The sequence below is a fragment of the Pseudoalteromonas sp. DY56-GL79 genome (assembly GCF_041414765.1).
Taxonomy (GTDB): Bacteria; Pseudomonadota; Gammaproteobacteria; order Enterobacterales; family Alteromonadaceae; genus Pseudoalteromonas; species Pseudoalteromonas piscicida.
On record NZ_JANHZS010000012.1, the window covers coordinates 119,661 to 145,534 of the forward strand.

The window sequence follows — 25,874 nt, forward strand, 5'->3', positions numbered from 1 at the left end:
TTTCTTCATTCCTATACTGAAGAACATAATAATAACGACGAAAGGTTACTCAGCATGATTGCAGCAACTCAATCGCACAGAGTCAGTTCAACCAAAGGAATACCACGGCATACCTTGTCACTTCTGATAGCGACAGTATTATCAGGCCATAGTTATGCCGAAGCGGAATCCACGCTTAGCTCTGAGCAAAGCAAAAAAATTGAGCGGATCAGCGTTACCGCAACGCGGCAAACCGAAAATCTACAAGATGTCGCGCTTGCGGTGACCGCCCTCTCCGCCTCAGAGCTTGAGAAGATGAACGTACAAGATCTCGGTGACTTGGCGTCTCACGTTCCGAACCTCAACCTGCACTCAGGTGATGCTTCCAACGCGGTCATTTATATTCGCGGAATTGGCCAAATTGACTCTATCTCATTTAACGATCCCGGCGTTGGTGTGTATCTCGATGACGTATATCTTGGGCGCGTCCAAGGTGCCTTTTTAGATGTTGTCGACCCTGAGCAAATCGAGGTATTACGTGGTCCACAAGGCACCCTTTACGGTCGCAATACCATAGGTGGCGCGGTGCGTTTCAGTAGTGCCAAACCTTCGCAAGACAACGAAGGGTATGTCAGCGTGGCGCTTGGAAATTATAATGCTCGAACGGTAAAAGCTAGCGTCAACGGTGCATTGGTTGAAGACACGCTCTCTGGACGTTTTGCGATTGCCAAAAGTAGCCGAGATGGTTTTAGTGAGAATCGCTATAACAATAGTGACGACCACGACAAAGATACCTTAGCATGGCGCGGCAGCTTACTTTATCAACCAAGTGAGAATTTTTCGGCCTATTTAGTCGTCGATGGCTCGAACGCATCTCCCTCAAGCTCACGCACTCCACATCGAGAAACGCCTATCTATTCGGTGATAAAAGAAGGCTATTATGCGCCTGAGGAAGACCCTTTTGTCGTTGACGTTAACTACAACGATTTAGAAGAGCTCGATACCTCGGGAGCGAGCTTAACACTTGAATATCTCACGGGCCACTCGGTATTTAAATCCATCACTGCTCGACGCGAAATGGAATACCGCACGCACTTAGACTTAGATGCCACTCCCGATGCATCATTTGGTATTTTTAACTTCGAAGATCAACAGCAGATAAGCCAAGAATTTCAATGGTTATACAAAGACGACAAGTTCTCCTTGGTATCTGGGCTCTATTACTTTAATGAGGACGATCTGAGTTTTGGCGGCTCCGTAGCACCGGACTTTTTCGTTATGGTGGCGCCAGAGGTTTACCTACCTTGGCCTGTGATTAACGCAGGAGAACGCGATCAAGAAAATACCAGTTCAGCCCTCTACGCTAATCTCTCTTGGTCTTTGACTGAAAAGCTCGACGTCACGCTTGGCGCACGCTACACCATAGAGAAAAAAGAAGTCACATCCAAAGGCGAGGAATTTTTTGACACCGGTGTAACAACGGCTGAGGAAATGGAAGCGGTATTCGGCACGGGGATTGGCTATAGCCCTACAGGCTACAGCGCATCCAAGGAGTGGAAAGAATTTACCCCAAAAGTGGTGTTCGATTACACCATCTCTGACGACAGTATGGTTTACCTAAGCGCTGGAAAAGGGTTTAAAAGTGGCGGTTTTAACGGCCGGATCACCTCATTTGCACAACCTTTTGAGCCTGAAACCTTGTGGAGCTATGAAATTGGCTCTAAGTCTTTATTGAATAATCAGAATATTCGCTTAAATACCGCGGCTTTTTTCAATGACTACAAAAACTTTCAGCTCAGCCGCTTTTCTATCGACCCCGACACCGGTGCGTTTTTATCACTGTTTGAAAATGCAGGTAAAGCCACTATTTACGGCGCAGAAATGGAGCTCGAAGCCGTGGCTTCCGATAACCTCACTCTGAACCTCAATCTGGGCTATTTAGGGGGCGGTTATGATGAGCTCATCGGCGACTTTGGTAAAGAAGTCAGCGATGAAAGGGAGCTGGTTAATTCACCCAAATGGAATGGCCGTGCAGGCTTTGAATACTTCTTTAGCGCCTTTACACAAGGCGAATTTTCACTACGTGCTAGTGCCGCCTATCGCAGTAAAACCTATCTCACCGTGAGCAGTTCAGAGGTGCTCGCACAATCTGGCTACACCCTCTTTGATATGTCACTACACTACCGCTCCGTGGACGACAGTTGGGAAGCAAGTTTATACGGCAAAAACTTAGGCGATAAACGCTATCGCCAACACGGCTTCGATCTTAGCGCAGCACCTGGGGTTCAACTTGGTTATTACGGCGCGCCTAGAACGTACGGTATCAACCTTAAATATAAGTTTTAATTATGAAATTAGACAAACAAACACAAGCATTGTTAGACGACCTCGCGGCTCAAGCTGGCGACATTCATGACATCGAAATCTCCATTGAGACCTCACGAGAAGGCGCAAGAGCGATGTTTTTGGGGCTCGCGGGAGAGATTGAAGCACAAGTAAGTAGCCAAGACCTACACATTGAACACAATGGTATTCACGTGGGCGTTCGCTGTTACCGCCCAGCGCAGTCTTTGGCAAGCCCCAGTCCCGCGGTGGTGTTTGTCCACGGCGGCGGCTGGTCTTTAGGAGATGTCGACTGCTATGACGGACTGGTAAAAGACTTATGCCAGCAATCCGGTGTCGTTTTTTTCAGTGTCGAATACAGCCTTGCGCCCGAGCATAAGTTTCCATGCGCCCTGCAACAAGTAATAGCTGTAGTTGATTGGCTGCAAGAAAACCACCAGCGCTTGGAGCTAGACCCCACTAAGATTTCCCTGATGGGCGACAGTGCAGGTGGTAACTTAGCGCTTGTTGCAGCGCATAACTTACATCAACAACAACCAAACACCCTAAGTAACTTATACCTAGTTTACCCTGTGGTTGATTCCTTTTCTCCCCATGAAACCTATCCGTCACGCATGCAGTATGGCGATGGAAACTTGTTGCTAACCAGAGAGGCAATTAAAGACACCTGCAACTGGTATCTCGCACCCGAGCAAAGCGCGGCGGACGTCAATGTCTCGCCATTATTTATTGAAGACATGACACACCTTCCTGCCACCAGTGTGTTGCTTGCCGGCTGCGACCCACTTTACGATGAGGGAGTGCTGCTCGCCAAAAAACTAAAGCAAGCGGGCGTGCTTAATACCTTAACCTGCTTTGAAAATACCATACATGCGTTTTTCTCCTTTGCCGTGCTCGACGTCTGCAAGCTCGCGCGCAGCAATATCGCCAATCAGTTAAAACATGACTTGACCTAGGATAAGAATATGAAAAACACAAATACGGCGTTGCGCACTCACACTTATGGTTTGCTCGTTTTTATCTCACTCGCAGCAAGTGGCTTAGCGCACGCTTCAGCGACACTTGAAGCCACCTATACCTCTGGTATTAATAATGGCTGGCAAAAGATTGAAAGATGGCGAGATAATTCAGGGCATATTGGTAATGAGAGCTTTCCTGCTGACGGCCGTGGCAACCAATCAGGTCAGCGTGCTACTTTCTTTGCATCTAACCAACCAAGCTCTGCGCAGTTTCTGCTTTATCATGCGCCGGGTTGGGATAGTAACAGCCGCCAAACACCGGTGTTGCTGATCCACGGTGCCAATCAAGATGCCGATTTGGCTTGGGCAAATCCAAACGAGGCCGGTAGTTACGGCTGTGGCCGACAAAACTGCCCTTCGCAAGGCTTAATGCAAACGCTTGCCAATGATGATTACAAAGTCTTTGCCTTAAATCTGGCGCATAAAAATGGCGATGGCTTTATCTGGGCGGAGCAGATCGCCAATGCCATCGCTCAGGTTAAAAATAAGACGGGGGCAACGCAAGTCGATTTAGTCACTTGGTCAAAAAGCGCGTTTAATGCCCGCATGTATATTTCTTCTTTGACCAATGCTTGGAGCACTAAATTCAACAGTGATGTACGCAAACTAGTGATGCTCGGCGCCCCCAACAACGGCATTGATTGGTCATTTCGTCACGGCGTTAATCATACCTATGGTGCTTATTCGCAATGTGGCGGCAGCATAAATGGGCCTACTGCGCATGATCAGATATTATGTTTTGGCTTATGGTATTCAAGTTCTGAGTGGGTTTACGACTCGCCTTACTTTCCAGGCTCCGCGCAGATGCTAAAAGCACTCGATGATAAATATGCACTCCCCACTACAGAACAAGATTGGTACACCACTTACTACGGTGGCTTGGGGTTTGTGAGCAAAGGCCGAGGTATCGCAGCGTTTACGGTCGACTCACTGGTAGACCAAGTTCGTAGCGCTGGCACCGACAGCAGCGTTCAAGTTTATAATCTTTGCGGCGATCAGGCCGACATGGCATTTATTCACAATGAACATACCGGCCCTTCCGATGGCGTTGTATTTATCAGTAGCTGCATCGACAGCACAGGAATAAGTAACTTGGCGGGCTCTGCAGTTGTGGCCACCAACCATCTAGAGCTTGGCTGGGAGCCCAGTGCAATCAACCAAATCAAAAATTGGTTAAGTACACCCTAGATGAGTGGTGACAAAATACTGCACTAAAGTTGCAACGCAAAACTATTGCTATCTAGAGTTGATGTTGATTAACTGAATTGTTGAGAGTGACAGGATGAGCTTACGTATTTATGTCAAACACCGCCATTGCACCTTGCTACGTGCAATTGATGCAGCACACACTCACCGCAGCAAAACTGGAATTTGCTGCGGTCGCTCGGTCTTTGGCTATCAATAAAGCCATTGACGCCCTAGATGCCATTGAGTTTATGCGCGTGATGGAACACTGTGCTGTCGAACTCAATGACGAAAGCCTAAACCTCAACCGCAAAAAGCTTCTGCCTGGCACCAACGAATTTGTATTCAATAGCCTACGCCATTGCCGTACCATTACTCAGCTATTACAAGAACTTGCCCGTGGCTATAACTTTATCCACGCGGGAACTTACAATTTCTGCGAGGTATCACACACTCAAGTGAGTTATATAATTGATGATGCGGCCTTTGACTATGCCACGGCCGCTGACGCGCAATTTTCTCGCTGTATGTTAGATAGCATGCTGATATTGATCCACGGCCTCGTAAAATATGTGTGCGCCGAAACCACCCAAGTTCAACTCACACAAGTGCAGACCAAAAGTGACTCAAACTCGCTGCTAAATTCGGTTATCACCCACATTCCCATTAAACCCTTAAGCAATCGCTACTTACTCACCTATCAATACCAAGAAACGAATCAATCATTAGACTTGGCGAAGTTAGAGTACCTAACGCTCAGTACCATTTACCATTCACTGGCAAATACGCTCCATCATCAGCAGTCGATTAACGACCATGCCAACTTGCTCGATAAAGTCTATAGTGAGCTTAACGCGGGAACACTGTGCCAAGAACAAATGGCTGACAAGCTCAATATCAGTCCGGCAACATTAAGACGAAGGCTCGCTGAGTATCAAACCAATTTTAGGCAACTCAAAAATAACGTACAGAACAAGCAGGCCAAACTGCGACTGACTCAAGGCAGTAGTTTGTATGAGGTGGCGCACACGCTGCAGTTTTCAGATGAGCGTAGCTTTATCCGTGCGTTTAAGTCGTGGAACGGCGTAACGCCTATGCAATTTCTGCAGGGTTTGAGTTCAAAACCCTAACTATTAAATTTTGTTTAGAGCTGCTAATACAACTCATGTAAAAGTTGACGTTAAACAAAGCAAAGCACAACAAAAATGATATTGTGCTACGAGCAAATAGAGTAAGAATATAGTACGTGGAAAGGATATGGAAACACTTCAACTTGCAGGAACGCTACTCGGCGGTTTGGGGATATTTTTAGTTGCGATAAGCATGATGACAGACGGCCTGAAACTAGCAGCCGGGTCGTCGCTGCGCCGAGTGCTTGGTGTGTGGACCAAAACCCCTCAGCGCGGTATTGCATCTGGCTTTTGCATGACAGCCTTAGTGCAGTCTTCCAGCGCGGTTACCGTGGCCTCTTTGGGCTTTGTGAACGCAGGTCTTATTACCATGCATCAGGCGCTTGGTATTGTCTATGGCGCCAATGTTGGCACCACCATCACTGGCTGGTTAGTGGCCGCGGTTGGATTTAAATTTAATATCCAAGCTATCGCACTCCCCTTGATAGGCATTGGTGCCTTGATGAAGTTGCTACTTCCTCGCTCGCGACTAGCGTCGGCAGGCATGGCCTTAGTTGGTTTTGGGCTATTTTTTATCGGTATTGATATTCTCAAAGGCGCATTTGAGCATATTGTCGCTGCTTTTGATTTAAGCCAATTTACCGCAGAGGGAATAAACGGCATGTTGACCTTTTTGCTGGTGGGTATGGTGATGACAACTCTCACTCAGTCTTCCAGTGCTTCCATCGCCTTGACCATTACCGCCGCTGCTAGTTTTATGATTGGATTATATGCCGCAGGCGCGATGGTCATCGGCGCAAACGTCGGCACCACGTCAACATCTATCTTGGCATCCATTGGCGCAACTTCTAATGCCAAACGCGTCGCAGCGGCTCAGGTCATATTTAATGTGTTCACTGCGATGGTCGCTTTCGCGGTGTTGCCAGTGCTGTTTTATCTCATCAACCATTTTACCGCGCTTTTCGGCGTCACTGCTGATCCTGCGTTGTCATTGGCACTTTTTCATACTTTGTTTAATATTTTGGGCGTGCTACTCATCTTTCCACTCAATGACAGGCTCGCTGGCTTTTTAATGAAACGATTTTGTAGTGCCGAGGAGACGGCTTCGAGGCCACGCTTTTTAGATAATACCATCGCCCAAACGCCAGAGCTTGCAATCAATGCGTTATTGCTTGAGTCCAAACTCGTTGCAGATAAGGTGTTAGCCCAGTTTGATAAATGCCTACTCCCAACCGATAAACTCGCAGTTGAACAGGCACTCCATGCAATCCAATCTCTGTGTCAGCAAATTAGCCTTTTTATTGTGTCGGTAGAGCAATCAGCATTATCATCACAGACCACCTCACTACTCGCTAAACTCATGCGTATTGAGCAGTATTTGTTTACTTGTAGTCACTGTGTAGAACAATTAACGGAACACGCTCCATATAAGCAACTCGCAGAGCATCATGACTTGCATGCACAGTTGAATGAATACCAAGCCCAGCTTAGCCACTTCATGAAAACCAGTTTACATGGGCAAAGCGTCACACCTGCAGAGCTGTCGTTGGCGCAAGAGACATTGCAACGTTTACATGACGATGTGAAAGACGACTTAATTCTAGCAGGTACTCACGCGTCACTGGCGATAGATAAGATGGTAAGTAATATCAATACACTAGCGGAAATGTGGCAACTTTCACAGCAGTGGCATAAAGCAATGTTGCTGATCCACGCCATTGAAGCGCAGCTCTCTCCATCACAAGCAGATTAAGTGTGAATCAATGTAAGCAAATTGCGCTTTTTTAATCAGCGCACATTCCTATTTTGACGACTTGATGATAAAACGTAATAAACAACTACAAAATAGGGACTAAGTTTTGAGAAAAAAAATTACTAATATTGCGACACTATGTATGCTAACCACCTTTGCTGGTAAATCTATGGCATTAGAAAAGGATCCATACCTATGGCTTGAAGAGATTGAAGGCAAACAAGCGCTAGAGTGGGTAACGGCACAAAACGATAGCTCACTAAAACAACTCAAAAGCCACAGCCAATATAATCATATCTTTCAAAATACATTAGATATTATCAATGATCGGTCTCGTATTCCTTACGCAACTGAACGTGCAGGTTATTACTATAATTTCTGGAGAGATGCGGATCATGTAAGAGGCATATACCGCAGAACAACCCTTGAAGAGTATAAAAAAGCGGATCCTAAGTGGGAAACCGTTCTCGACTTAGATGCGCTAGCAAAAGCTGAAGACGAAAACTGGGTTTATGGCGGGATGAACTGTCACTATCCAAAGTATGAACGCTGTTTGGTGTATTTATCGCGCGGTGGTGCTGATGCAAAAGTCGTGAGAGAGTTCGACATTCCAAGCAAATCTTTTGTAAAAGATGGATTTTATTTACCTGAAGCAAAAACCTCAGTATCTTGGTTCGACGAGAATTCAATATTTGTTGCAACAGATTTTGGAGAAGGCTCATTAACTGACTCAGGTTATGCTGGAACGGTCAAAGTGTGGCAACGCGGTACGCCGCTGGACGACGCTAAAACGGTCTATCAGGCAAATAAAAGTTCTATCAGTGCCGGAGGTTTTACGATATACGACCAAGGCAATACAAATCACTTTCTATACGATTCTACAAGTTTTTATACTCGCGATGTCTATAAACTTGAAGGTGATAAGCAGATAAAAATTCCAGTGCCTAGCGACGCAAGCCTCCTCGGATTAAACAATGGCATGCTCTTTATCCAGCTAAAATCTGCTTGGAAGCATTTTTCACAAGCAGAAGTAATATATGCCAACATTAACGATATAGATTCTAAAAATATCCAGTTTACGAGTTTAATCAAACCAACAGCAAATCGTTCAATAGAAGATTTGAGTTTTACCAAATCTTCTATACTAGTTACCGTGTTAGATGATGTAAAAAATAAGGTTTTCCGCTATATGCCTAAAGCGAATGGGCAGTGGAAAATAGACCCAGTGAACTTTCCTGATACCGGTTCATTATCCGTTTTTGATACTGATCCCAATAGAGACGACTTTTTTGTCACCTACACGGACTTTTTATCACCGACCAGTCTTTACTTAGTCGAAGGTAAATCACTTGGAACAACAAAGCTCAAAGGTAATAAATCACATTTCGACGCAGATAAGTTCGTTACCCAGCAAAAATTTGCGACATCAAAAGACGGTACAAAAGTGCCTTACTTTATTGTTCATAAGAAAGATATCAAGTTAGATGGTAGCAACCCTACTTTATTATATGCCTATGGTGGCTTTGAAGTTTCTATGCAGCCGTACTACTCGGCATCAACTGGTAAAAACTGGTTAGAACAAGGCGGTGTTTATGTGCTTGCGAATATTCGTGGCGGCGGTGAGTATGGACCAAGCTGGCACCAAGCAGCACTAAAAGAAAATCGCCACAAGGCGTATGAAGACTTTGAAGCCGTAGCAGAGCAGCTGATTGCAGACAAAGTAACCAAGCCTCAACATTTAGGTATTAAAGGTGGTAGTAACGGTGGATTGCTAGTGGGCGCCGCTTTCACTCGCAGGCCTGAACTTTACAACGCCGTTATTTGCCAAGTGCCATTACTCGATATGAAGCGTTTTAATAAGCTACTCGCTGGCGCAAGTTGGATGGGCGAATATGGTAATCCAGATGTTCCTGAGGAGTGGGAATACATTAAAACGTACTCGCCTTACCATAACCTAAGTAAAGACAAACAATATCCAAAAGTATTTTTCACAACCTCAACCCGAGATGACCGCGTTCACCCAGGCCATGCACGTAAAATGGTTGCTAAGATGAAAGATATGGGATTTGAAGTGCTGTATTTTGAGAATACCGAAGGTGGCCATGCAGGCGCTGCAAACAATGAACAGCGCGCGATGGTAAATAGCCTTGAGTTTGTTTACCTCATGGACAGACTCAAATAGCTTTAAAATTTACTATCTAGTACGTTAAAAGCGCTCAACTTCATATTGAGCGCTTTTCTCATTTCACCTACTTGGCAAAACTAAGCTCATGAGATTCAAGTGAAAATTGCTCGCCAGTATCCAGTGAAATTTCGATATAAAATACATGGTTCTGTTTGTAAGTGGGCTCACCATTCAGTGCAAACTGGATGAAAATAAATTTAGCAATTAAAAAGCATATCCACACTGCAAGAACCATAAATTATTTTTATACAAACTAAGTTAAGTATAATAAAAACTCATAAACCTGTTAATAAAAAAGGTAGAATTAGGAGTTTGAGAGCTTCTTTAATTTAATAGAACCAGAAATAAAAACTAAATAAAAAAGAAATAAATCATACGTTATTAAAGAGATACCAAAAAGCAATCAACTTCACCCTACTTTCTCGCCCTCTAACAACACATAGGATTAAAGTAGAGATTATTAGCATAAAAATTAAATTATTAAAATTACGCAAAACAGAAATTAATGTGCTAGTTATGTAAATGATTATTTATAAAAAGGAAAGAAACATGAAATCATTAGTAACTTTAGTTTTTACTCTGATGCTTACTGCATGCGCACATTCACCCGACAAGAAAGCCTACCCCGATTACAACGATTATAAAATGGACACTCAAAAACATATTCTAAGGGTAAATCGTCATGGGTACATTATTGATAGTGATTTTGCTGCAAAACCGCTGCTTTCTCGGCAATCACAGCGTGCAAAACCTGTAACTGAAGTAAATCAACAAATTGAAAATATGCTTATTGAAGCTATAAAGCTTAGCTGCATTAAATCGGGTTTTACATGTAATGAACTAACATCGTTAGATTCCCTTTCTACAGAAATAGTTTCAAAAGTAAATGAAGTCAAGATATTGGTTTATGCGCATGGAGGGCTTAACACATACAAAGATACTGATGAGCGGATGGAAGAGCAACTTCAGCCTATTTTGTCTGAGGAGTCTGACTGGCATTATCCTATTTATATATCATGGCCATCTAATATACCGGGAACTGTATTTGAGCACTTTTTTGAAATACGTGAAGGCAGAGACACTTCAGCTTTGGCTGGTATTCTAAGCTCTCCATTTGTCTTATTTGAAGACTTGGTAACCGCAATAGCTAGAGCTCCGGCAAATATCTATTATCAATTTACAAATGATAAGGACAGGTTCGCATCAGGCTCAAGCAATAAATACTTATCAAATGTCTGGCGTGAAGCCAACTATCAATATCAAAACCATTTTTTTAAAAATAATTCTGACACTTACGAATCAAATGATTATTACGTCAACAAGCTAGACAATATAAAAGTCAATCAAAGTACTTATCGTAATCAAGGCTTTGTTAACGGGGCAAAATCTGCAGGAGTCATCGCAGTCACTCCCATCAGATACGCCACAGGAATTTTGTGGAATGGTACTTTAGCTGGGGACAGCTGGGATATGATGAAGCGTCGAGCAAGAGCTATAGCCTACCCTACTGGTGAAGTTAACGAGACCGTTCGAACAGATACAAATAAAGGTATTGGCCAAAGTGTTGGCTTTCTCTTTGAAGAACTCTTTAAACTTGAAAACAAATATCCAGATTTACCGATCAAACTAACTCTAGTTGGACATAGCATGGGGACGATAGTTTTCAATAACCTACTTACTCGCTATCAGTCTAAATTTGAGCAAAGTAAGTCCCTTGATTCTATTGTTTACATGGCCGCGGCTGCAAATATTAGTGACACTCTATCAATCATTCCCGATGTGTTAAAAAATAACCCAAAAACAATCCACTTTTACAACCTAACTCTCAACAGAGTAGCCGAAGTTGCTGAAACCTATGGATTAGGCTTAGCACCAAGCGGCTCTTTATTGGTCTCTATTGATAAGTATCATGATGCGCCCGAACATCATTTATTGCGTACATTCGGATCTGAAGTGAATATCCATTCCTCTCTTATAGCTATAGCTGCAGCTTTCAAAAACGTTACGGATCCTGTTATATTAAAGTCTTATAATAAAGACAATGATAAGCTCCCTTTCAAACACGGTCATTTTGGAAAGCTAAAGTTTTGGCAATGCGCAGAATGGCAAATTGATGCTGAAGATATTGCAAACAACTGCAAATAAAGCAAAACTTGATAGCTAGAAACTCTATCTAACATGGTCTTGTATTCAGGCGTAAACGAGAGTAATAGGGCGAAATCAAGATCTTATAGACTTCGCCTCAAAACCGGCTAACCGTGGCTTCGTGCAGCTTGATATGCACCGCGAGCTTGCACTTTTTCAAGATAGGCCTTGATATTGCCATGCGCTGTGAGCAAGCCGACTTTGTCTGCAATTTCTAGTATCACCGTCATCATAATATCGGCGGCGGTAAAGTCGTTGCCTGCAAAATAGCTTTGCTTGGCGAGTGTGGCATCTATATAAGAAAAGTCGACATTGACTTCTTTAGCAATGTAACCATCCATTGGTTTATCGCCTGTACGCTGCTCCATCTTCATCATCAAAGATGCGATCACCGGCAGTGCCAATGACCCCTCAGCAAAGTGCAACCATTCTTGATATTGATAGTATTCAGGTGTCCCCGCATCTGGTCGCAAACTACTGTCTTCTGTCTTATCTAGCAGATATTCCATGATGGCTCCAGACTCACATAAGACTAGGCTGTCATCGACCAACACGGGGGCTTTTCCGAGCGGATGCACCTTTTTAAGACTTTCAGGCGCAAGGCGCGTTTCAGAGTTTCGCTCGTGCTCAACAAGGTCATAAGGCATGTCGAGTTCATGTAAAAGCCAAAGTACTCTTGTCGAGCGTGATTCGTTTAAGTGGTGAACAGTTAACATCTATTTATCCTTCCTAAAATTTAGTTATACCAGCTCGTCTGGACCTAAGCGCACGACAAGTTTGCCGAAGTTTTTACCTTCCAATAAGCCAATAAATGCCTCGACAGTATTATCCATCCCCTCGACCAAGTGCTCTTTGTACTTAATCTTGCCCGCGTTTAACCACGGCAGCATCGCTTCGCTGAACTCGTTGTATCTATGCCCATAGTCGTCGAATACAATAAAGCCTTGCATTTTCACTCGCTTAATCAGCAGCGTCGCCATCAGCATCGACATACGATCGGGTCCCGATGGCAACTCGGTGGCATTATATTGAGAGATCAACCCACAAAGTGGAACCCGGGCACTTGAGTTAAGCAATGGCATAACCGCATCGAACACCTTGCCACCCACATTTTCAAAATAGACGTCAATTCCTGATGGACATGCCTGCGCTAACTGCTCAGCGAGATCATCCTTGCGGTGATCAAGACAGGCATCAAAGCCAAGTGTCTCGGTAGCGTAACTGCATTTTTCGGCGCCACCAGCTATGCCTATTACTCTACAGCCTTGCAGTTTTGCTATTTGTCCAACAAGGCTACCTACAGCACCGGTTGCTGCGGCAACGACTACCGTTTCTCCAGCTTTTGGCTGGCCGATATCCATCAGTCCCATGTAAGCGGTAAGGCCTGGCATCCCTAACACGCCCAAGCTATATGATGGGTTGGGTAAATTGTTGTCTAACTTAAGTAAGCCTGTGCCATCCGAGACGCTATAGTCTTGCCAGCCGCTCATCGCGAGTACCCAGTCACCTTTGGTAAATTTAGGGTTATTTGACGCTTCAACTCGGCATACTGTGCCACCCACCATCGCTTCACCAATAGCAACCGGCTCAGCATAAGATTTTGCATCGCTCATACGGCCACGCATGTATGGATCTAACGACAAAAAGACGGTACGAAGGAGCACCTCGCCCTCTTTTGGCGCTGGGATCTGTGCTTCTTCATAATTGAAATTTTCTTGCGTTGGTGCACCATGTGGGCGTGACGCCAAGGTAATGCGACGATTCGTTTGTGCGTTTTGAGCTTGGTTTATTGCGTTACTCATGATTTATTCCTTTTAATAAGCAGGTTACAGCTGGTTTAGGTACGTCAGCATTTTCTCAGCGACAAGTTCAGAGCTTGCTGGATTCTGCCCTGTAAAAATTAAGCCATCTCTAACAGCAAACACATTCCAATCATCGACTTTCTGGAAATCAGCACCTCGTTTAACCAGCTCATCTTCTAATAAAAATGGCACAACATCAGTCAGCCCAACTGCCGCCTCTTCACTATTCGTAAAGCCAGACACCACTTTGCCTTTTACCAGATACTCACCCGACGTGGTTTTTACATCCATCAGCACAGCTGTTGCATGGCATACCGTACCAACCGGTTTATCTGCAGCTAAAAAGGCACTGATCAATTGGATTGAATTGGTATCTGTTGCTAAATCCCATAATGGTCCGTGACCGCCAGGATAAAACACAGCGTCAAAATCTGTCGCGTTCACCTCTGCAAGTGGCACTGTATTTGCCACCAGTTCCTGCGTTTTTTGATCATCAAAATAGCGTTTCGTACTGTCGGTTTGGAAATCAGGCTGTTCACTTTTTGGGTCAATTGGCGGCTGACCACCTTTTGGTGAAGCAAGCGTTACTTCTACCCCTGCATCCACAAAGGCATAGTAAGGTGCGGCAAACTCTTCAATCCAAAACCCTGTCTTCTCACCTGTATTGCCTAGTTCTGCATGTGACGTTAGCACCATTAAAATTTTCTTTGCTGTCATCAAAGTTACCTCTCATTCTTTCTTAAAACTTCAGGCTATTTAACCTGCGGATAGATATAAAAGTATGAACTTAAGACAAGTTAAACAATGCAGACAAAAGCTAACTCTTTGTTCAAACAATTGATACAATCAATTCATCTCAGCCAGTGGAGTAATGCGTGGATATTTCGTTTGAGCAACTTAAAAGCATGGTCGTTTTTGCCCAAGTTATTGAGCAAGGCACCTTAAGCGGCGCCGCTAAGCATTTAAACTTGTCTCGTGCAGTGGTGAGTTATCATGTCAAAAAACTGGAGTCACAGTTAGGCATAAAATTGCTCAATCGCTCGACCCGCACCATTTCACTTACAGAGGCAGGCCGCGAATATTATCAGCGCTGCCGTGTGATTGCAGAGCAAGCCTTTGCTGCAAACCAGCAAATTGAGAATTTAAAGAAAGAACCAATCGGTCTAATCAAGCTTACCTGCCCTGTGAATGTTGGCCTGCAAACCATAGTGCCTGCACTCAATGAATTTAGAGCTATGTATCCAAAAATTCAGCTCGATATCATGCTTACAGATGAGGTCGTCAATATCATCAAAGAAGGAATTGATCTGGCCATTCGAGGCGCCCCACTTCCCGATTCAGGTTTGCAAGCCAGTAAACTTTCAGTGCTAAAAACCTGCCTGTGCGCATCGCCCGACTATTTGCAAAAGTATGGTGTCCCCAGACATCCCACCGATCTCTACCAGCATCAATGGGTGATTTACAAGCTGACATCGGGGGCACTCACATTGAGTAAAGGGGCTCGGGCTTATAGCATCACGATGAAAGGCGATATAAGCACCAACAATGCCGCCGCACGCACTGCTTTTGTTGAGGGAGGTCATGGTCTTGGACGAATTCCAACTTACGATGCATTACCAAAAATACAGGCCGGCACCTTGGTTCCCGTATTAGAAGATTACACCCTGCCAGACATACATGTTTATGGCGTTTTCCCTGAAGGCAATGCCAACTCTAAAAAAGTTCGGTTACTGCTCGATTTTCTAAAAGGGTATTTTCAGCGCCAATTGGTTGAAGCGTAAAACATCACAACTATCGAAATAAACAAGGCACCTAAAATAGCAGCTCCAACACCTGTGCCTTATTGCTCAGTTACCCCAATATAAATGAGTAACCCACCAGCAACATAAAATGGAATACCAACGGAGATAAAATCCAAATGCTTGCCAATTGCAGCAAGCAAAAACTTCAGCTTGGTAGAGAGTGAAAACGCTCCTTCCTTGGTCATAACAAACAATGCTCATTGCATAAGATTTATACTGTTGTGATAATAAAGTGTTTAACCACTTTGGTCGAGTAGGTATCTCAGCAGGTGGATGAGATATTAATGTTGAGTGATCAATGAAATCACAAAGGTTAGAAGCTACTTTCTGACTTCATTGACTTTTGACACTTAAATGTTCTTAGCTATTAAATCGGCTTTCAACAAGCCACCTTTAGTAAACAATTTTGCTGAAAACTTAGGTTTTCTCCGTGCTCTATAGGCATCCAGAATTCGCTTAAGTCCATCAGCCTCCAGCAAAGAGATATTTACTTCAGTATCCATTTCCGCACTCTCAACAAAGTCATCAGAAAACGAGGGAGCAACGATTAAAACTTGAGCAACTCTTTTACCAGCACCTTCACATCTCCCTACGTATGACTTTACTTGTCTTGAGGTCGTCGAGTACTTTGCAAAATCCCCGTTTTTGCACGTCTTCGCTTCACCTACAATTACATCATCCTCACTCAATGAAATGAGAATATCAGCCTTATCTTTCGAGGTGTTGATCGAACGTCTCAAATCTTCATCTACTTCAAGACCTAATTGTTCAAATATTGCCTTAGTTACTTCTTCGAATTTAACTCCTAATTCGGCTTCAGCTACTTCTATATTTTCACTTTTCAATTTAGCCAAATCTCGTCTCGCTAGAGCACCATAATTATCAATCAGTTTGTCTGTTGCATCAGCAAAGCTGCTAAGGATATTTAGCCTTAAGTTTCCTCGTTTTTTAATCCCCATACTTTCAACAACACTTTTCACTTCATCATTGGTCAACATATATAAAATATCATATGGTGTAATACTCAGTGCCCGCAATTTCTCGACATCTAGCTCCTCTTGTTCTTCAAGCTCGAATTCTTGTTTCAATATTGTAGCTAATGAAGGGAAGTGATTTTGCAGCGTCGAAAATAGCTCTTTAAATCCTGTAGCACTTAAAGCATTAAACTCTCTCTCCGAGCTTTGATTTAGAGCATTTAAGATTAGATCTATACGTTCTTCTATCGTTGAACCAAATTTATCCAATTCTAGATCTAGATCTTGTATCAATGTTTTTAAGCGATCTTTACAATCGTTGACTGGCGTACCCTCGCTAAACATGTCCACTTTTAGGATTTGAGTGGCCGACAGCCCCAACTTGATTATATTTACGATCTTATCTTTTCTCTCAACACCACGAATTTTCTTTCTGTGGTTTTTAAGTACGTTTGAGAGCTCCGCATCAGTAAAGGTTCTAAGAATTCTTAGCAGATGCTTGTCGGCAAGTTCCTTTCCTTGTAGTCGGTGAAACAAACTTACAATTTCATCAGGAACGTATACGGTTTGCCTTTTTCTACTTACAAAAACCAGTCCAATTTCTCGTAAATCATTAATTGCATCTTGCACACCATTCTTGGGGATTTGATCAATCAAATGCTCGATTCCAGCTTGATTATCTGAGGTAACATCAAGGTGCTTAGCTAATACATTAAGAATACCGCGTTCATCATCAGTGATTTTCGCTTCTCTATTATTTCTTTCATCATTCGAATATGCTTCTTTTAGGCAAGCATGATAGATTCCTAACCGTTTTCCCTCGGAGAATATGTCATCATCACTGATACTTGCAATTTCAGAACGCAATTCGTTAGCTTTGGAGTCAATGAGTTCCCATTCTTTTGTATATAAAGACTCAATCCAATTAACCCTAGCAATGCAGTTTCCATCTCTACTTAGAATATTTGTCAAAAGAGTAGCTTGAGCTCCCAACATCGCTAATTGTTCTTTTACCGACTTTTCAAAGTGAGGTAATACAATTTTAAATAGCTGAGTAATATCATTACTTGTTGCATTTTTAATTTGACCATCAAGTTTATTTAACTGAGTTGCTATTTTGTTGTCGTGCTTTACAGCTTCTAGACAAATCCTATCTATAGCATTTATAAATTTTGACTTCTCGACTTGATTGACCAGTGAAAGTACACTCGATAATTTCATGCGTTTCCTTAGTTTTTGTTTTCCTTGGTTCTTCATTACACAACGAAACTTTAGCATCTTAGCTAGTAAGGTTGCGCTTATTTACTAAATACACTACTAAAGCCGCGACGCAAATTCACTATTTTTTTACATTTACATAAATAAAATTAGATTTAGATCTAACCAGTCAACTTTAGAGGCACAAAGATATATTTGTGAACAGAAAATGTCATATGAGAAACTTAAATCAAAAACTGTAATGTACTTTGTGATATGTGGTCTAATTACAATATTCAAGGTTTAACTGACGTTATTAGACGCTTTAAGCGTCGCCCTAACCGACGGGACAAGCCGACGACTGACGGGAACACTTGCTCCATTTGTTAATTTCAAGTTGCTCTGATTATTATCACTTTCTAATGACACCACTTCATTTAGATTAGTTAAATAAGAACGATGTGTTTTTACAAAAATAGAGGGTAAAGCAAGTTCAAGTTGTTTTAGTGAGCCTGTAAACAGCTTCTGCGTAGTGTCTTTCATATGCAGCTCAACGTAGTCCCCTGCGGCTTTACAAAACGCAATATCCGTGAGCACGACATAGTCAGTTTTACCTGCAATACTGACTTCCAGCTTAGAAGGAGACTGAAGTTGTTTATTCTGCGCGAGTTTAAACTCAAGCTTGGCAATATGAGCTTGATCACTACTCAACTGCACTTGCTGAGCACGAAACTCTTTAGCTTGACGAATGAAAAGGTAGACTAGCAAGACGGTAATGATCACAAAGTGAATAATTTCGTGAAAGCTTGATGCAACAAAGAGCACGGTTGCTGCCACCAATAACTGCACCACAAACCAAGTCGCTAAATTATTGTGTTTCGCGCATCGCCAACAATAGCCTAGCTGAACTAAGCTAACGAGTAACGGCACAAAAACTCCTGCAGTGGTTTTAGCATCAAAGCCTGGAGCAAAAATAATAACAATAAGCGTGACAATAGTACCAATATAAACCCAGTGAAGAACGTGCTTTTCTGCGACTTTTAAGGAGCTATATACAAGCAACAAAGTGCCAAATAAAAACGACAACGCCGTCACAGTCAACAGTCGAATATCATGCCATACATAGCCATAGTCAACTAATCCTCGCGATATTTCAGCACTGAGCTGCATTGCCGCAAGCAGGCACAGTGCGGAAAATATCCGAACGCTTGTATTGCCATAACGACCAAAGCTCAGACTTATAAAGTACAACGCGCCCAACAAAAAGGCACCAACCAAAATCAGGCCTAAGCCACTAAATGATTGAATATATTGCTTAGGATCGCCAAATTGCCCTATCCCAACAAAATGTATTGGGTATCCTAATGAAATAAGGCTATGCTGCGCAGACAAACCAAACACCAGCTGATTGCTTTTCTTTATAAGTGAGTCTGGCAAATAAAATACGCTGTCCATTTTGCCTATTTGCTCAGCTTTATCTACGGCAGGAAAACCGCTGTTCCCTACCTTACTACCATTTAAAAAGACTTCGCTTGATGTTTTAGCAAATAAATACAACCCCACGGGCCTTGGTATTGAGGCTAATTTCGCTCGCTCAAATTCGATTAACACCCAAACAGCCTGATTTTGCGGGTCTATCTCAGATAATTTCGCTCGGTAACATTGCGGCTCAGTAAACTGTGGAATTTCTTTTGGTGAGACTGACCATGGGCAAACCATCACGGCTTGATCATAAGAAAATGGCAACAAAGGTTGGCTGGCATAAGCCTTACCTAGAGCGCCCGAGCAACACACAGCCATCACTAAATAAAGTACAAGATTAATATTCACACTCTACCGCTTTTCCTTTAACCGTTCGTCGGCCTTTTACTACCGCTGAGCCTACAAACCAATAAATATAGGCCTCTCATAGAAGTTCACTACCCCATAAAGTTGCCATGGTATTCAATAAGAACAAACTATTAAGGAGTAATACTATGCGATCAACACACACATTAATAGCCGCGTTAAGCTTATTCACTTGCTTATGCGTAAGCGCAGAGAAAGGCAGCGATAAGCAAGTGCTGTACAGCAATGAGCAACAAATCGAGTTTCAAGCCAACAGCAGAGAAACAACGGATGCCATAGCTGGGCACCTCTGGGTGCCTGAAAACAGGAATAACCCCAGCAGCAAAAGAATTAGAATTAACTATGTGCGCTTTCCTGCAACCGGCAACAATAAAGGTTCCCCTATCGTATATTTATCTGGTGGCCCCGGCGGTTCAGGGATCGCGACTGCCAAGTGGCGAAGATTTCCTTTATTTCAAGCACTAAGAGAGTTTGGTGATGTTATTGCGCTAGATCAAAGAGGTACGGGCCAGTCAGAGCAAGCTGCTCCTTGCGTGTCTAATGAACATATTGCGCTTAATTCTGTTACCACTGAAGCGCAAATTGCAGACCGTTACCGCAAAGCCGCATTAGAATGCTTTACTCAATGGAAGTCTCAAGACATTGATATATATGGTTATAATACCGAGCAGAATGCGCTAGATATAAACGACTTACGAAAACACCTAAAAGCTGACAAAGTATCACTTTGGGGGATCTCTTACGGCAGCCATCTGGCACTCAGTGCCATAAAAGCGATGCCAGCGCATCTTGACAAAGTAATTATCGCCAGTGCTGAAGGGCTCAATCAGACCGTTAAACTACCTTATCTAACCGATCAATACTTTGAAAGAATTCAAGGAATTATCAATCAGCAAGCTCTTAAACAACAAGTTTCGGATCTACCCGCTTTGATGCGCCGAGTGCACAGTAAACTTGAACAACAACCTATTGCACTTCAAATTACACAAAAAGACGGCTCAAAAACACCCATGTTATTTCAAAAGCATCATATTCAGTCGTTAGCTAGCATGATGATTGCCGATCCTAACCAATATCTTGCCATGCTAATTCATATTTATTTAGGTTTAGATAATGGCAATACCGAGCTGTTAAAGCATGTTTTACAGCGTGGAATGTTTACCGATGAGCCCATTACGTTCAAATTGATGCCGCTGGCGATGGATGTGGCTTCAGGGATCACCGCTAAACGCCTTGCAAAAGTGACAAACCAATCGCCAACGGCCTTGCTTGGCGACAAGCTTAACTTTCCAATGCCAATACTTCACTTGATAGATAAAAAACTAGATTTAGGCGATGGTTTTAGAACCGCTCCCCTATCCAACATCCCAACTTTATTGTTTACAGGGAGTCTAGACGGTAGAACTTATCCAGAAGAACAACTTGAAGCTGTGAGAGGGCTCACAAATTTGACCCTGATTATGGTGAACAATGCGGGCCACAACCTTTATACAAGCTCACCCTTGGTGCTCGCCAGAATGCAAACTTTCTTAAGCGGAAAACCCGTCAGCGCAGAAGCAATCCAACTACCGCTACCAAAACTTGCGCTGTCAGCACCTTAACCCATAAAAGCGGCTCAGAGTGAATTGAAAAAGCAATTCACTCTGAGCGGGCTATCAACAACAAAGTTGTTGATAGCCCATAAGCTTGAGTATAATTAGGCTTTTGGCCTCTTACATCCATAGCATTATGAAAAAGCTCTCAAAAGTACAAGAAAAACAACAAGCTTTGGTACTGACCATTGCAGATAAACTCGAAGAACAAGCTCGTGCAGAAATTCCCGGCATGGTGCAATGTTGGTTTGATGTGGAATATCACTTGTTCCCCGGCTCATTAATACTCTTTTTCCAATTTGAGAACGAACAGGCACTGGAAGCCGCAAAGCCAGAACTCCTTAAATGGCAAAAGCGCTTAAGCGCCGCCATGCTGAAAAAAGGGGTGATTTTAAAAGATATGCGTAAACATTTAACCTTTACTTTGCAGGGTCCCGAGGATTAACACTGGCGATAAAATCTAGCCGGACAACTGAACGCTATTCGGCTAGCTGATATTAACAGCCCTCATTCGCCATAGTGTTGACGTCACAATTGATTACTAAAACGATGATTGGGATCTAGTTCTTGCTTTAAAGCAAAAAATGCTTTTGCATTTGGATTGGATTTTTTCAGCTTATTGACTGCAATCCTCCAGCTCTAAAGGTTCTTATCGATTGCAAATTCCATATTGCGTTATTTTCAAGTAAGCTGCTAAGGCTCCTTATAAATCTCAAAAAAGAGGAAAGTACGTTGGATAAGAGAATTGAACCTGAGCTTCCCAGTATTACGCCAGATTTAGATCAGGTTGAAGCCTATAAAAACTCCACCACTCAAGCGAGCCGTAAAACCTCAGCACCAAAAGAAAGTACCAAACAAACAAGCCAGCCCGCCAAAGGTATGGGGATGATGAATTGGTTGGGTGCAATCTCGATTATTGCGTTGGCCGCTGCGGCGTTTGCGCTCTACCAACAAAACTTAACAACCCAGGCACAATTACTCGAATCAACAAAGCGCATTGCCGAGCTTGAACATACCCTCACCGCCACAGATGAAGAGATGGACTTGTCCGCAGGTGCAATGCAAGCAAAATTGAACACACTAACCGAACGCACAGACGAGCTTTGGTCGCAGATGGATAAACTATGGGCGTCAGCGTGGCGAAGAAACCAATCAGACATCAAAAAGCTTGAAGAGCAAGCAAGTAATAACGCTAAAAGCCAGACCAGTACGACTTCCAAAGTAGAAACGCTATCGCAGAGTCAAACAGAGCTTGCTTTAAAACTATCGCTACTAGAAGAACAACAGCAAGCTGCTAACGTACTCAAAAATCAAATTGCTGCCATTAATGGCGATGTTGATCAGTTAAAATCTCAAGCGCAAAGCCGAGATTCCAAGCAGATAGAGATCGGCGCAAGCCTTACCCAAATAGAAATGACACAAACCGCACTGGCAGAAAAATTAGAACGCTTGGAGCGTGAATTGGCTGCAACAGCCCCAACTCAAACGCAACCAAAAGCGAATTAAGCCGCCATTATCAATGGTTACGTTAGTAATATGAGTTGGCTGCGAACTCGCGCAACCAACTCAGCTTTTATTCTCTTCGGCATTCACAAAGTCCCTCGCCAGTTCACAAAATATAACGTAAAATATCCTATTACATTCCTGTATTTATTCGCGCGTAAGCTTTACGCTTAAATCAATACACATTATCTACTCAGGCATACTGTTTTGCCGATTGAGTATTTCTTGCTTGAAGGCAACTATGAAAAAGACATTTGAACTAATTCACCCTAAAATCAAACTTGAAAGGCGCGTTGACGCGGTTAAGCATGAGCTTAAAAAATACCTAAAGCGCGAGCGCAACAAAACCTTGCCAGCGGGCGCTGATTATTGGGATTTTGATTGTAAGTTTGGTAACACAGAAGCCGAAGCCGAGCCAGTGCACCTATCACAACTAAACAAGTTGATTGATAAAACGCAAACTGAAAACCTCACGTCCTTTTATGTTGAGATTTTAGCAAAGCCAGGCTATAGAAAATCAAACGATTTATCTGACGATGAGTTAGAAGACTACTAAGCTCAACTTCTGTAGGTCGAGCTTTAGCTCGACAACATCTGCCCTTCCCAAAAACGCAGATTGCTCGACCCCAGCAAAAACGGAGGTCGAGCTTTAGCTCGACAACATCACCAGCTCTCCCCCAGCAATACCAACTGGCACAAAATCACGCGCATGATACAATCGCTCGTCGAATTTTTGCTGGCGCTACTGCCGGTATAGTGAGAGTTAAAAAGTATGAGCGAGTCATTTGTAGCAATCGGATTAGTAAACCCTAAATCACCAACCAATGTGGGTGGCGTATTACGGGCCGCAGGTTGTTATGATGCGCAAGCCATCTACTTTAGCGGCAATCGTTACGCAAGGGCTGCAAAATATCATACGGATACAAAAAACGTTGCCGACAGCATTCCCATCAAACAAGTTGATGATTTTATCAGTTTAAAAGTAGCTAGCCGTGCGCTTGTCTGTGTTGAGCTGGTAGAGGGCGCAGCCCCACTGCCTCAGTTTGTTCACCCCGACAATGCGTTATACATTTTTGGTCCTGAAGATGGCAGCCTGCCACAAGAAATCGTGGATGCCGCCGATGCCGTGGTATATGTACCAACCACAGGTTGCATGAACTTAGCCGCGACAGTCAACGTGTTGTTATACGACCGTATGGCAAAACGCTCAACGGGATTTGATGCTAGTCAGATACTCAACAGCCGTGATATCAATAACCGCCTAACGGTTGGATAAGTTTTTGCTGTAAGCATCTTTTTATTTTTAACTAACCCGCTCTTCGACCGGGTAGTGATTTGCATTTTTTAGGCTTTGTAAGTCATCAAAACGTACTCCGTGCTGAGCCATAACTGGGCGTACTTTTTTACTTATCAATTGCCGAATATAAAACGGTTGATTTGGTACAAAGTGATGGATAGTGTGTGTACGGCCAAAATCAAAACAAAATAACTGAAACGGCAAAAACCAGCGACTAGTGATCACATGGGTCTGCTCTAACACGTTACTCACCCCACCATAATAATGCATTGAAGATGTGACAAGATTTAAAGACGCTGAGCGGATCATATTAGGCACAATCAGCACCACCATTAAGAACTCAGCAACCGCTAGTAACTCAGCTCCCCATCTGGGTAGTTCAAATGGCTGAACAAATTGCAGCACGTAATAAGTAATCACACCATATAGAGTCGCAAAATAAGCCGTGGCAAGCGGAAAGCCAGCATTAAAGACCTGCAAAAACTTAAAACCCTTGATTTCTCGACTAAACCGCTTGGCATTAAATAATAAACCTAACAACCCGTCTGTAACCACCACAGCTCGCAACCAAGGAGATTGGACGCCATTACCCACCAAGCGCTCTTCTAAGTCTTGTTCAGTACCAGACACTTTATGGTGATGTAAGTGGATCTTTCTACGATACCAAGGATTCACCGTATTTGGCCGCATTAGCCACACCGTCAACATCATAAAGTGATGTACAAATGGACGGTCACTAAAATACTGCTTGTGGATCAAATCGTGCTCAAGTTCATGAGAAATAGAGGTAATAAAAGCGGCCAACAGAATGCACAGCCACGAGGGAATAACGGCAAAATAATAAAGCGAGGCAACACCAATTAGCACACTTAACGACAACAGCAAAATCACCATAGCGATGCTGTTTTGCTGATTTAAAATAGGATAACGCGTTCGAAGCGACTGCTCTTCAGCTTGGATAGCAGTCACTATCGCTTTGATATTCTGCCTAGCGGTTAATGTTGGCATAGATAACTTAATTCACCTTTTGATATCAAAATCATAGCGCAATCTCGCATTACGGTATTGCCGTAGCAGCGACTTTATGTCGCGACAACTTTAAAACAGCAACGCAACGAAACACCCAAACTCCGCGCTTCTATTGATTATCGTCCATCTCATATTGTCGTAGCAGCGACTTTATGTCGCGACAACTTTAAAACAGCAACGCAACACCTAAACTCCAAGCTTCTCTTGACTATCGTCCATCTCACATTGTCGTAGCAGCGGATTTACGCCGCGACTACTTTAAAACAGCAACGCCTAAATTCCGAGTTTCTATTGATTTTCGTCCATCTCATATTGCTTCAATATCGCCAGCATGCTCTCTGGAATTGGCGATTTTTTCCCTGTTTTCATATTAAACATCACCACATTCGCATACCCCGTTGTGCATACTGCTTGTTGCGATTCACTAAACGCCTCATAGCGCATGGTAAATCGATCTTCTTTGATATCGGTAATATATGAACCAATATACAAGGTATCTGGAAACGTAACGGGTCTTTTATATTGCGCGTAAGTATCACGTAGAACTGGGCTATGGGTAGGTTCTGATAATACAGAAAGTAAGCCTGTTTGAGTCAAAAAATCGATTCGCGCGGTTTCAAAATAGCGAAAGTACGACACGTTATTCACATGCCCCAACGCATCCATTTCTCCCCACACCACATTCACTTTGGTGGTGATTGCAAACTTTTCTAAAAATTCCTGCATGATATTGCCTTTAATTTTATTTATTGAACTCGAGAGTAACAACTCATCGTACCAGCAACAAGGTTAATGAGATGATTTAAAGACAACTTGCTAGGATAGGAAAGTAAAGCCAACATTTCGCAGTGCAACCTTACGCTATCCCACGTAGGTCGCCATTTATGGCGAAAAATAATGCTTCAACTCCTTTTGTTCTCGACAAAGCGGCAGATATAAGCACACGGAAAAAACTGGGCTTTATAGCTTTGATCTTGCATTGTGCCCTGCGTAGGTCGCCATTTATGGCGACAAATAATGCTTCAGCTTCCTTTGATTTCAGCACAGCCTAAGTTACAAGAGTTAGTCTTTTTAGCTTTGCTGAGCCGTTT

The 25,874-nt window shown here is 43.1% G+C and carries 21 protein-coding genes; 13 read left to right on the forward strand and 8 right to left on the reverse strand.

Annotation, left to right across the window (positions count from 1 at the left end):
* Window positions 1-54: 54 nt before the first annotated feature.
* The 7 genes from NO992_RS10515 (at window position 55) to NO992_RS10545 (ending at window position 11,739) form a co-directional block, all read left to right on the forward strand.
* Window positions 55-2,325 carry a TonB-dependent receptor gene (locus NO992_RS10515; RefSeq protein WP_371376792.1) on the forward strand — a complete coding sequence of 757 codons (2,271 nt, stop codon included), beginning with the start codon at window positions 55-57 and terminating at the stop codon, window positions 2,323-2,325.
* 2 nt (window positions 2,326-2,327) lie between these two features.
* The gene (locus NO992_RS10520) at window positions 2,328-3,278 is read left to right on the forward strand and encodes an alpha/beta hydrolase (protein ID WP_371376795.1); all 951 of its coding nucleotides are present in this window, start codon (window positions 2,328-2,330) and stop codon (window positions 3,276-3,278) included.
* 9 nt (window positions 3,279-3,287) lie between these two features.
* Window positions 3,288-4,529, forward strand: coding sequence for an esterase/lipase family protein (locus tag NO992_RS10525; protein ID WP_371376798.1), 1,242 nt, complete (start codon window positions 3,288-3,290; stop codon window positions 4,527-4,529).
* A 110-nt stretch (window positions 4,530-4,639) separates the two neighbouring features.
* A complete protein-coding gene (locus NO992_RS10530) occupies window positions 4,640-5,656 on the forward strand; it encodes a helix-turn-helix domain-containing protein (protein WP_371376801.1) in 1,017 nt (338 codons plus the stop codon).
* 127 nt (window positions 5,657-5,783) lie between these two features.
* Window positions 5,784-7,409: a Na/Pi cotransporter family protein gene (locus NO992_RS10535; RefSeq protein WP_371376804.1), complete on the forward strand. Its 1,626-nt coding sequence runs from the start codon at window positions 5,784-5,786 to the stop codon at window positions 7,407-7,409.
* A 142-nt stretch (window positions 7,410-7,551) separates the two neighbouring features.
* Window positions 7,552-9,591 (forward strand): prolyl oligopeptidase family protein, encoded by a 2,040-nt coding sequence (locus NO992_RS10540; protein WP_371376871.1) that lies wholly within the window; start codon window positions 7,552-7,554, stop codon window positions 9,589-9,591.
* Between the two features lie 552 nt (window positions 9,592-10,143).
* Complete coding sequence (locus NO992_RS10545) at window positions 10,144-11,739, forward strand: hypothetical protein (RefSeq protein WP_371376807.1); 1,596 nt, start codon at window positions 10,144-10,146, stop codon at window positions 11,737-11,739.
* A 107-nt stretch (window positions 11,740-11,846) separates the two neighbouring features.
* Here NO992_RS10545 and NO992_RS10550 read toward each other — a convergent pair whose 3' ends face one another.
* The 3 genes from NO992_RS10550 to NO992_RS10560 are packed head-to-tail and all read right to left on the reverse strand — an operon-like array spanning window position 11,847 to window position 14,258.
* Window positions 11,847-12,455 (reverse strand): glutathione S-transferase family protein, encoded by a 609-nt coding sequence (locus tag NO992_RS10550; RefSeq protein WP_371376810.1) that lies wholly within the window; start codon window positions 12,453-12,455, stop codon window positions 11,847-11,849.
* A gap of 24 nt (window positions 12,456-12,479) precedes the next feature.
* The gene (locus tag NO992_RS10555) at window positions 12,480-13,541 is read right to left on the reverse strand and encodes an NADP-dependent oxidoreductase (RefSeq protein ID WP_371376813.1); all 1,062 of its coding nucleotides are present in this window, start codon (window positions 13,539-13,541) and stop codon (window positions 12,480-12,482) included.
* Between the two features lie 24 nt (window positions 13,542-13,565).
* Window positions 13,566-14,258, reverse strand: coding sequence for a type 1 glutamine amidotransferase domain-containing protein (locus tag NO992_RS10560; RefSeq protein ID WP_253105753.1), 693 nt, complete (start codon window positions 14,256-14,258; stop codon window positions 13,566-13,568).
* Between the two features lie 158 nt (window positions 14,259-14,416).
* On the opposite strand from NO992_RS10560, the gene NO992_RS10565 reads away from it, so the two are divergent.
* The gene (locus NO992_RS10565) at window positions 14,417-15,322 is read left to right on the forward strand and encodes a LysR family transcriptional regulator (RefSeq protein ID WP_371376817.1); all 906 of its coding nucleotides are present in this window, start codon (window positions 14,417-14,419) and stop codon (window positions 15,320-15,322) included.
* A gap of 59 nt (window positions 15,323-15,381) precedes the next feature.
* On the opposite strand, the gene NO992_RS10570 is transcribed toward NO992_RS10565, so the two are convergent.
* From NO992_RS10570 to NO992_RS10580, 3 genes are all read right to left on the reverse strand, one after another.
* On the reverse strand, window positions 15,382-15,528 hold the full coding sequence (locus NO992_RS10570; protein ID WP_371376820.1) for a hypothetical protein: 147 nt from the start codon (window positions 15,526-15,528) through the stop codon (window positions 15,382-15,384).
* A 165-nt stretch (window positions 15,529-15,693) separates the two neighbouring features.
* Complete coding sequence (locus tag NO992_RS10575; RefSeq protein WP_237116807.1) at window positions 15,694-17,538, reverse strand: hypothetical protein; 1,845 nt, start codon at window positions 17,536-17,538, stop codon at window positions 15,694-15,696.
* A 279-nt stretch (window positions 17,539-17,817) separates the two neighbouring features.
* Window positions 17,818-19,344, reverse strand: coding sequence for a LytR/AlgR family response regulator transcription factor (locus NO992_RS10580; RefSeq protein ID WP_371376824.1), 1,527 nt, complete (start codon window positions 19,342-19,344; stop codon window positions 17,818-17,820).
* 146 nt (window positions 19,345-19,490) lie between these two features.
* On the opposite strand from NO992_RS10580, the gene NO992_RS10585 reads away from it, so the two are divergent.
* The 5 genes from NO992_RS10585 to NO992_RS10605 all read left to right on the forward strand — a co-directional run bounded on the left by NO992_RS10585 (window position 19,491) and on the right by NO992_RS10605 (window position 23,733).
* Window positions 19,491-20,963 (forward strand): alpha/beta hydrolase, encoded by a 1,473-nt coding sequence (locus tag NO992_RS10585; protein ID WP_371376828.1) that lies wholly within the window; start codon window positions 19,491-19,493, stop codon window positions 20,961-20,963.
* A 127-nt stretch (window positions 20,964-21,090) separates the two neighbouring features.
* On the forward strand, window positions 21,091-21,399 hold the full coding sequence (locus NO992_RS10590) for a hypothetical protein (RefSeq protein WP_371376831.1): 309 nt from the start codon (window positions 21,091-21,093) through the stop codon (window positions 21,397-21,399).
* A gap of 287 nt (window positions 21,400-21,686) precedes the next feature.
* Window positions 21,687-22,460, forward strand: a complete 774-nt coding sequence (locus NO992_RS10595; RefSeq protein ID WP_371376834.1) for a hypothetical protein — start codon at window positions 21,687-21,689, stop codon at window positions 22,458-22,460.
* 238 nt (window positions 22,461-22,698) lie between these two features.
* Window positions 22,699-23,013: a DUF6172 family protein gene (locus NO992_RS10600; RefSeq protein WP_010370561.1), complete on the forward strand. Its 315-nt coding sequence runs from the start codon at window positions 22,699-22,701 to the stop codon at window positions 23,011-23,013.
* 216 nt (window positions 23,014-23,229) lie between these two features.
* Window positions 23,230-23,733, forward strand: coding sequence for an RNA methyltransferase (locus NO992_RS10605; RefSeq protein WP_371376837.1), 504 nt, complete (start codon window positions 23,230-23,232; stop codon window positions 23,731-23,733).
* 27 nt (window positions 23,734-23,760) lie between these two features.
* On the opposite strand, the gene NO992_RS10610 is transcribed toward NO992_RS10605, so the two are convergent.
* Both NO992_RS10610 and NO992_RS10615 read right to left on the reverse strand, forming a co-directional pair.
* A complete protein-coding gene (locus NO992_RS10610; protein ID WP_371376840.1) occupies window positions 23,761-24,762 on the reverse strand; it encodes a fatty acid desaturase in 1,002 nt (333 codons plus the stop codon).
* A gap of 309 nt (window positions 24,763-25,071) precedes the next feature.
* Window positions 25,072-25,509 (reverse strand): thioesterase family protein, encoded by a 438-nt coding sequence (locus NO992_RS10615; RefSeq protein WP_017217895.1) that lies wholly within the window; start codon window positions 25,507-25,509, stop codon window positions 25,072-25,074.
* Between the last annotated feature and the right edge of the window lie 365 nt (window positions 25,510-25,874).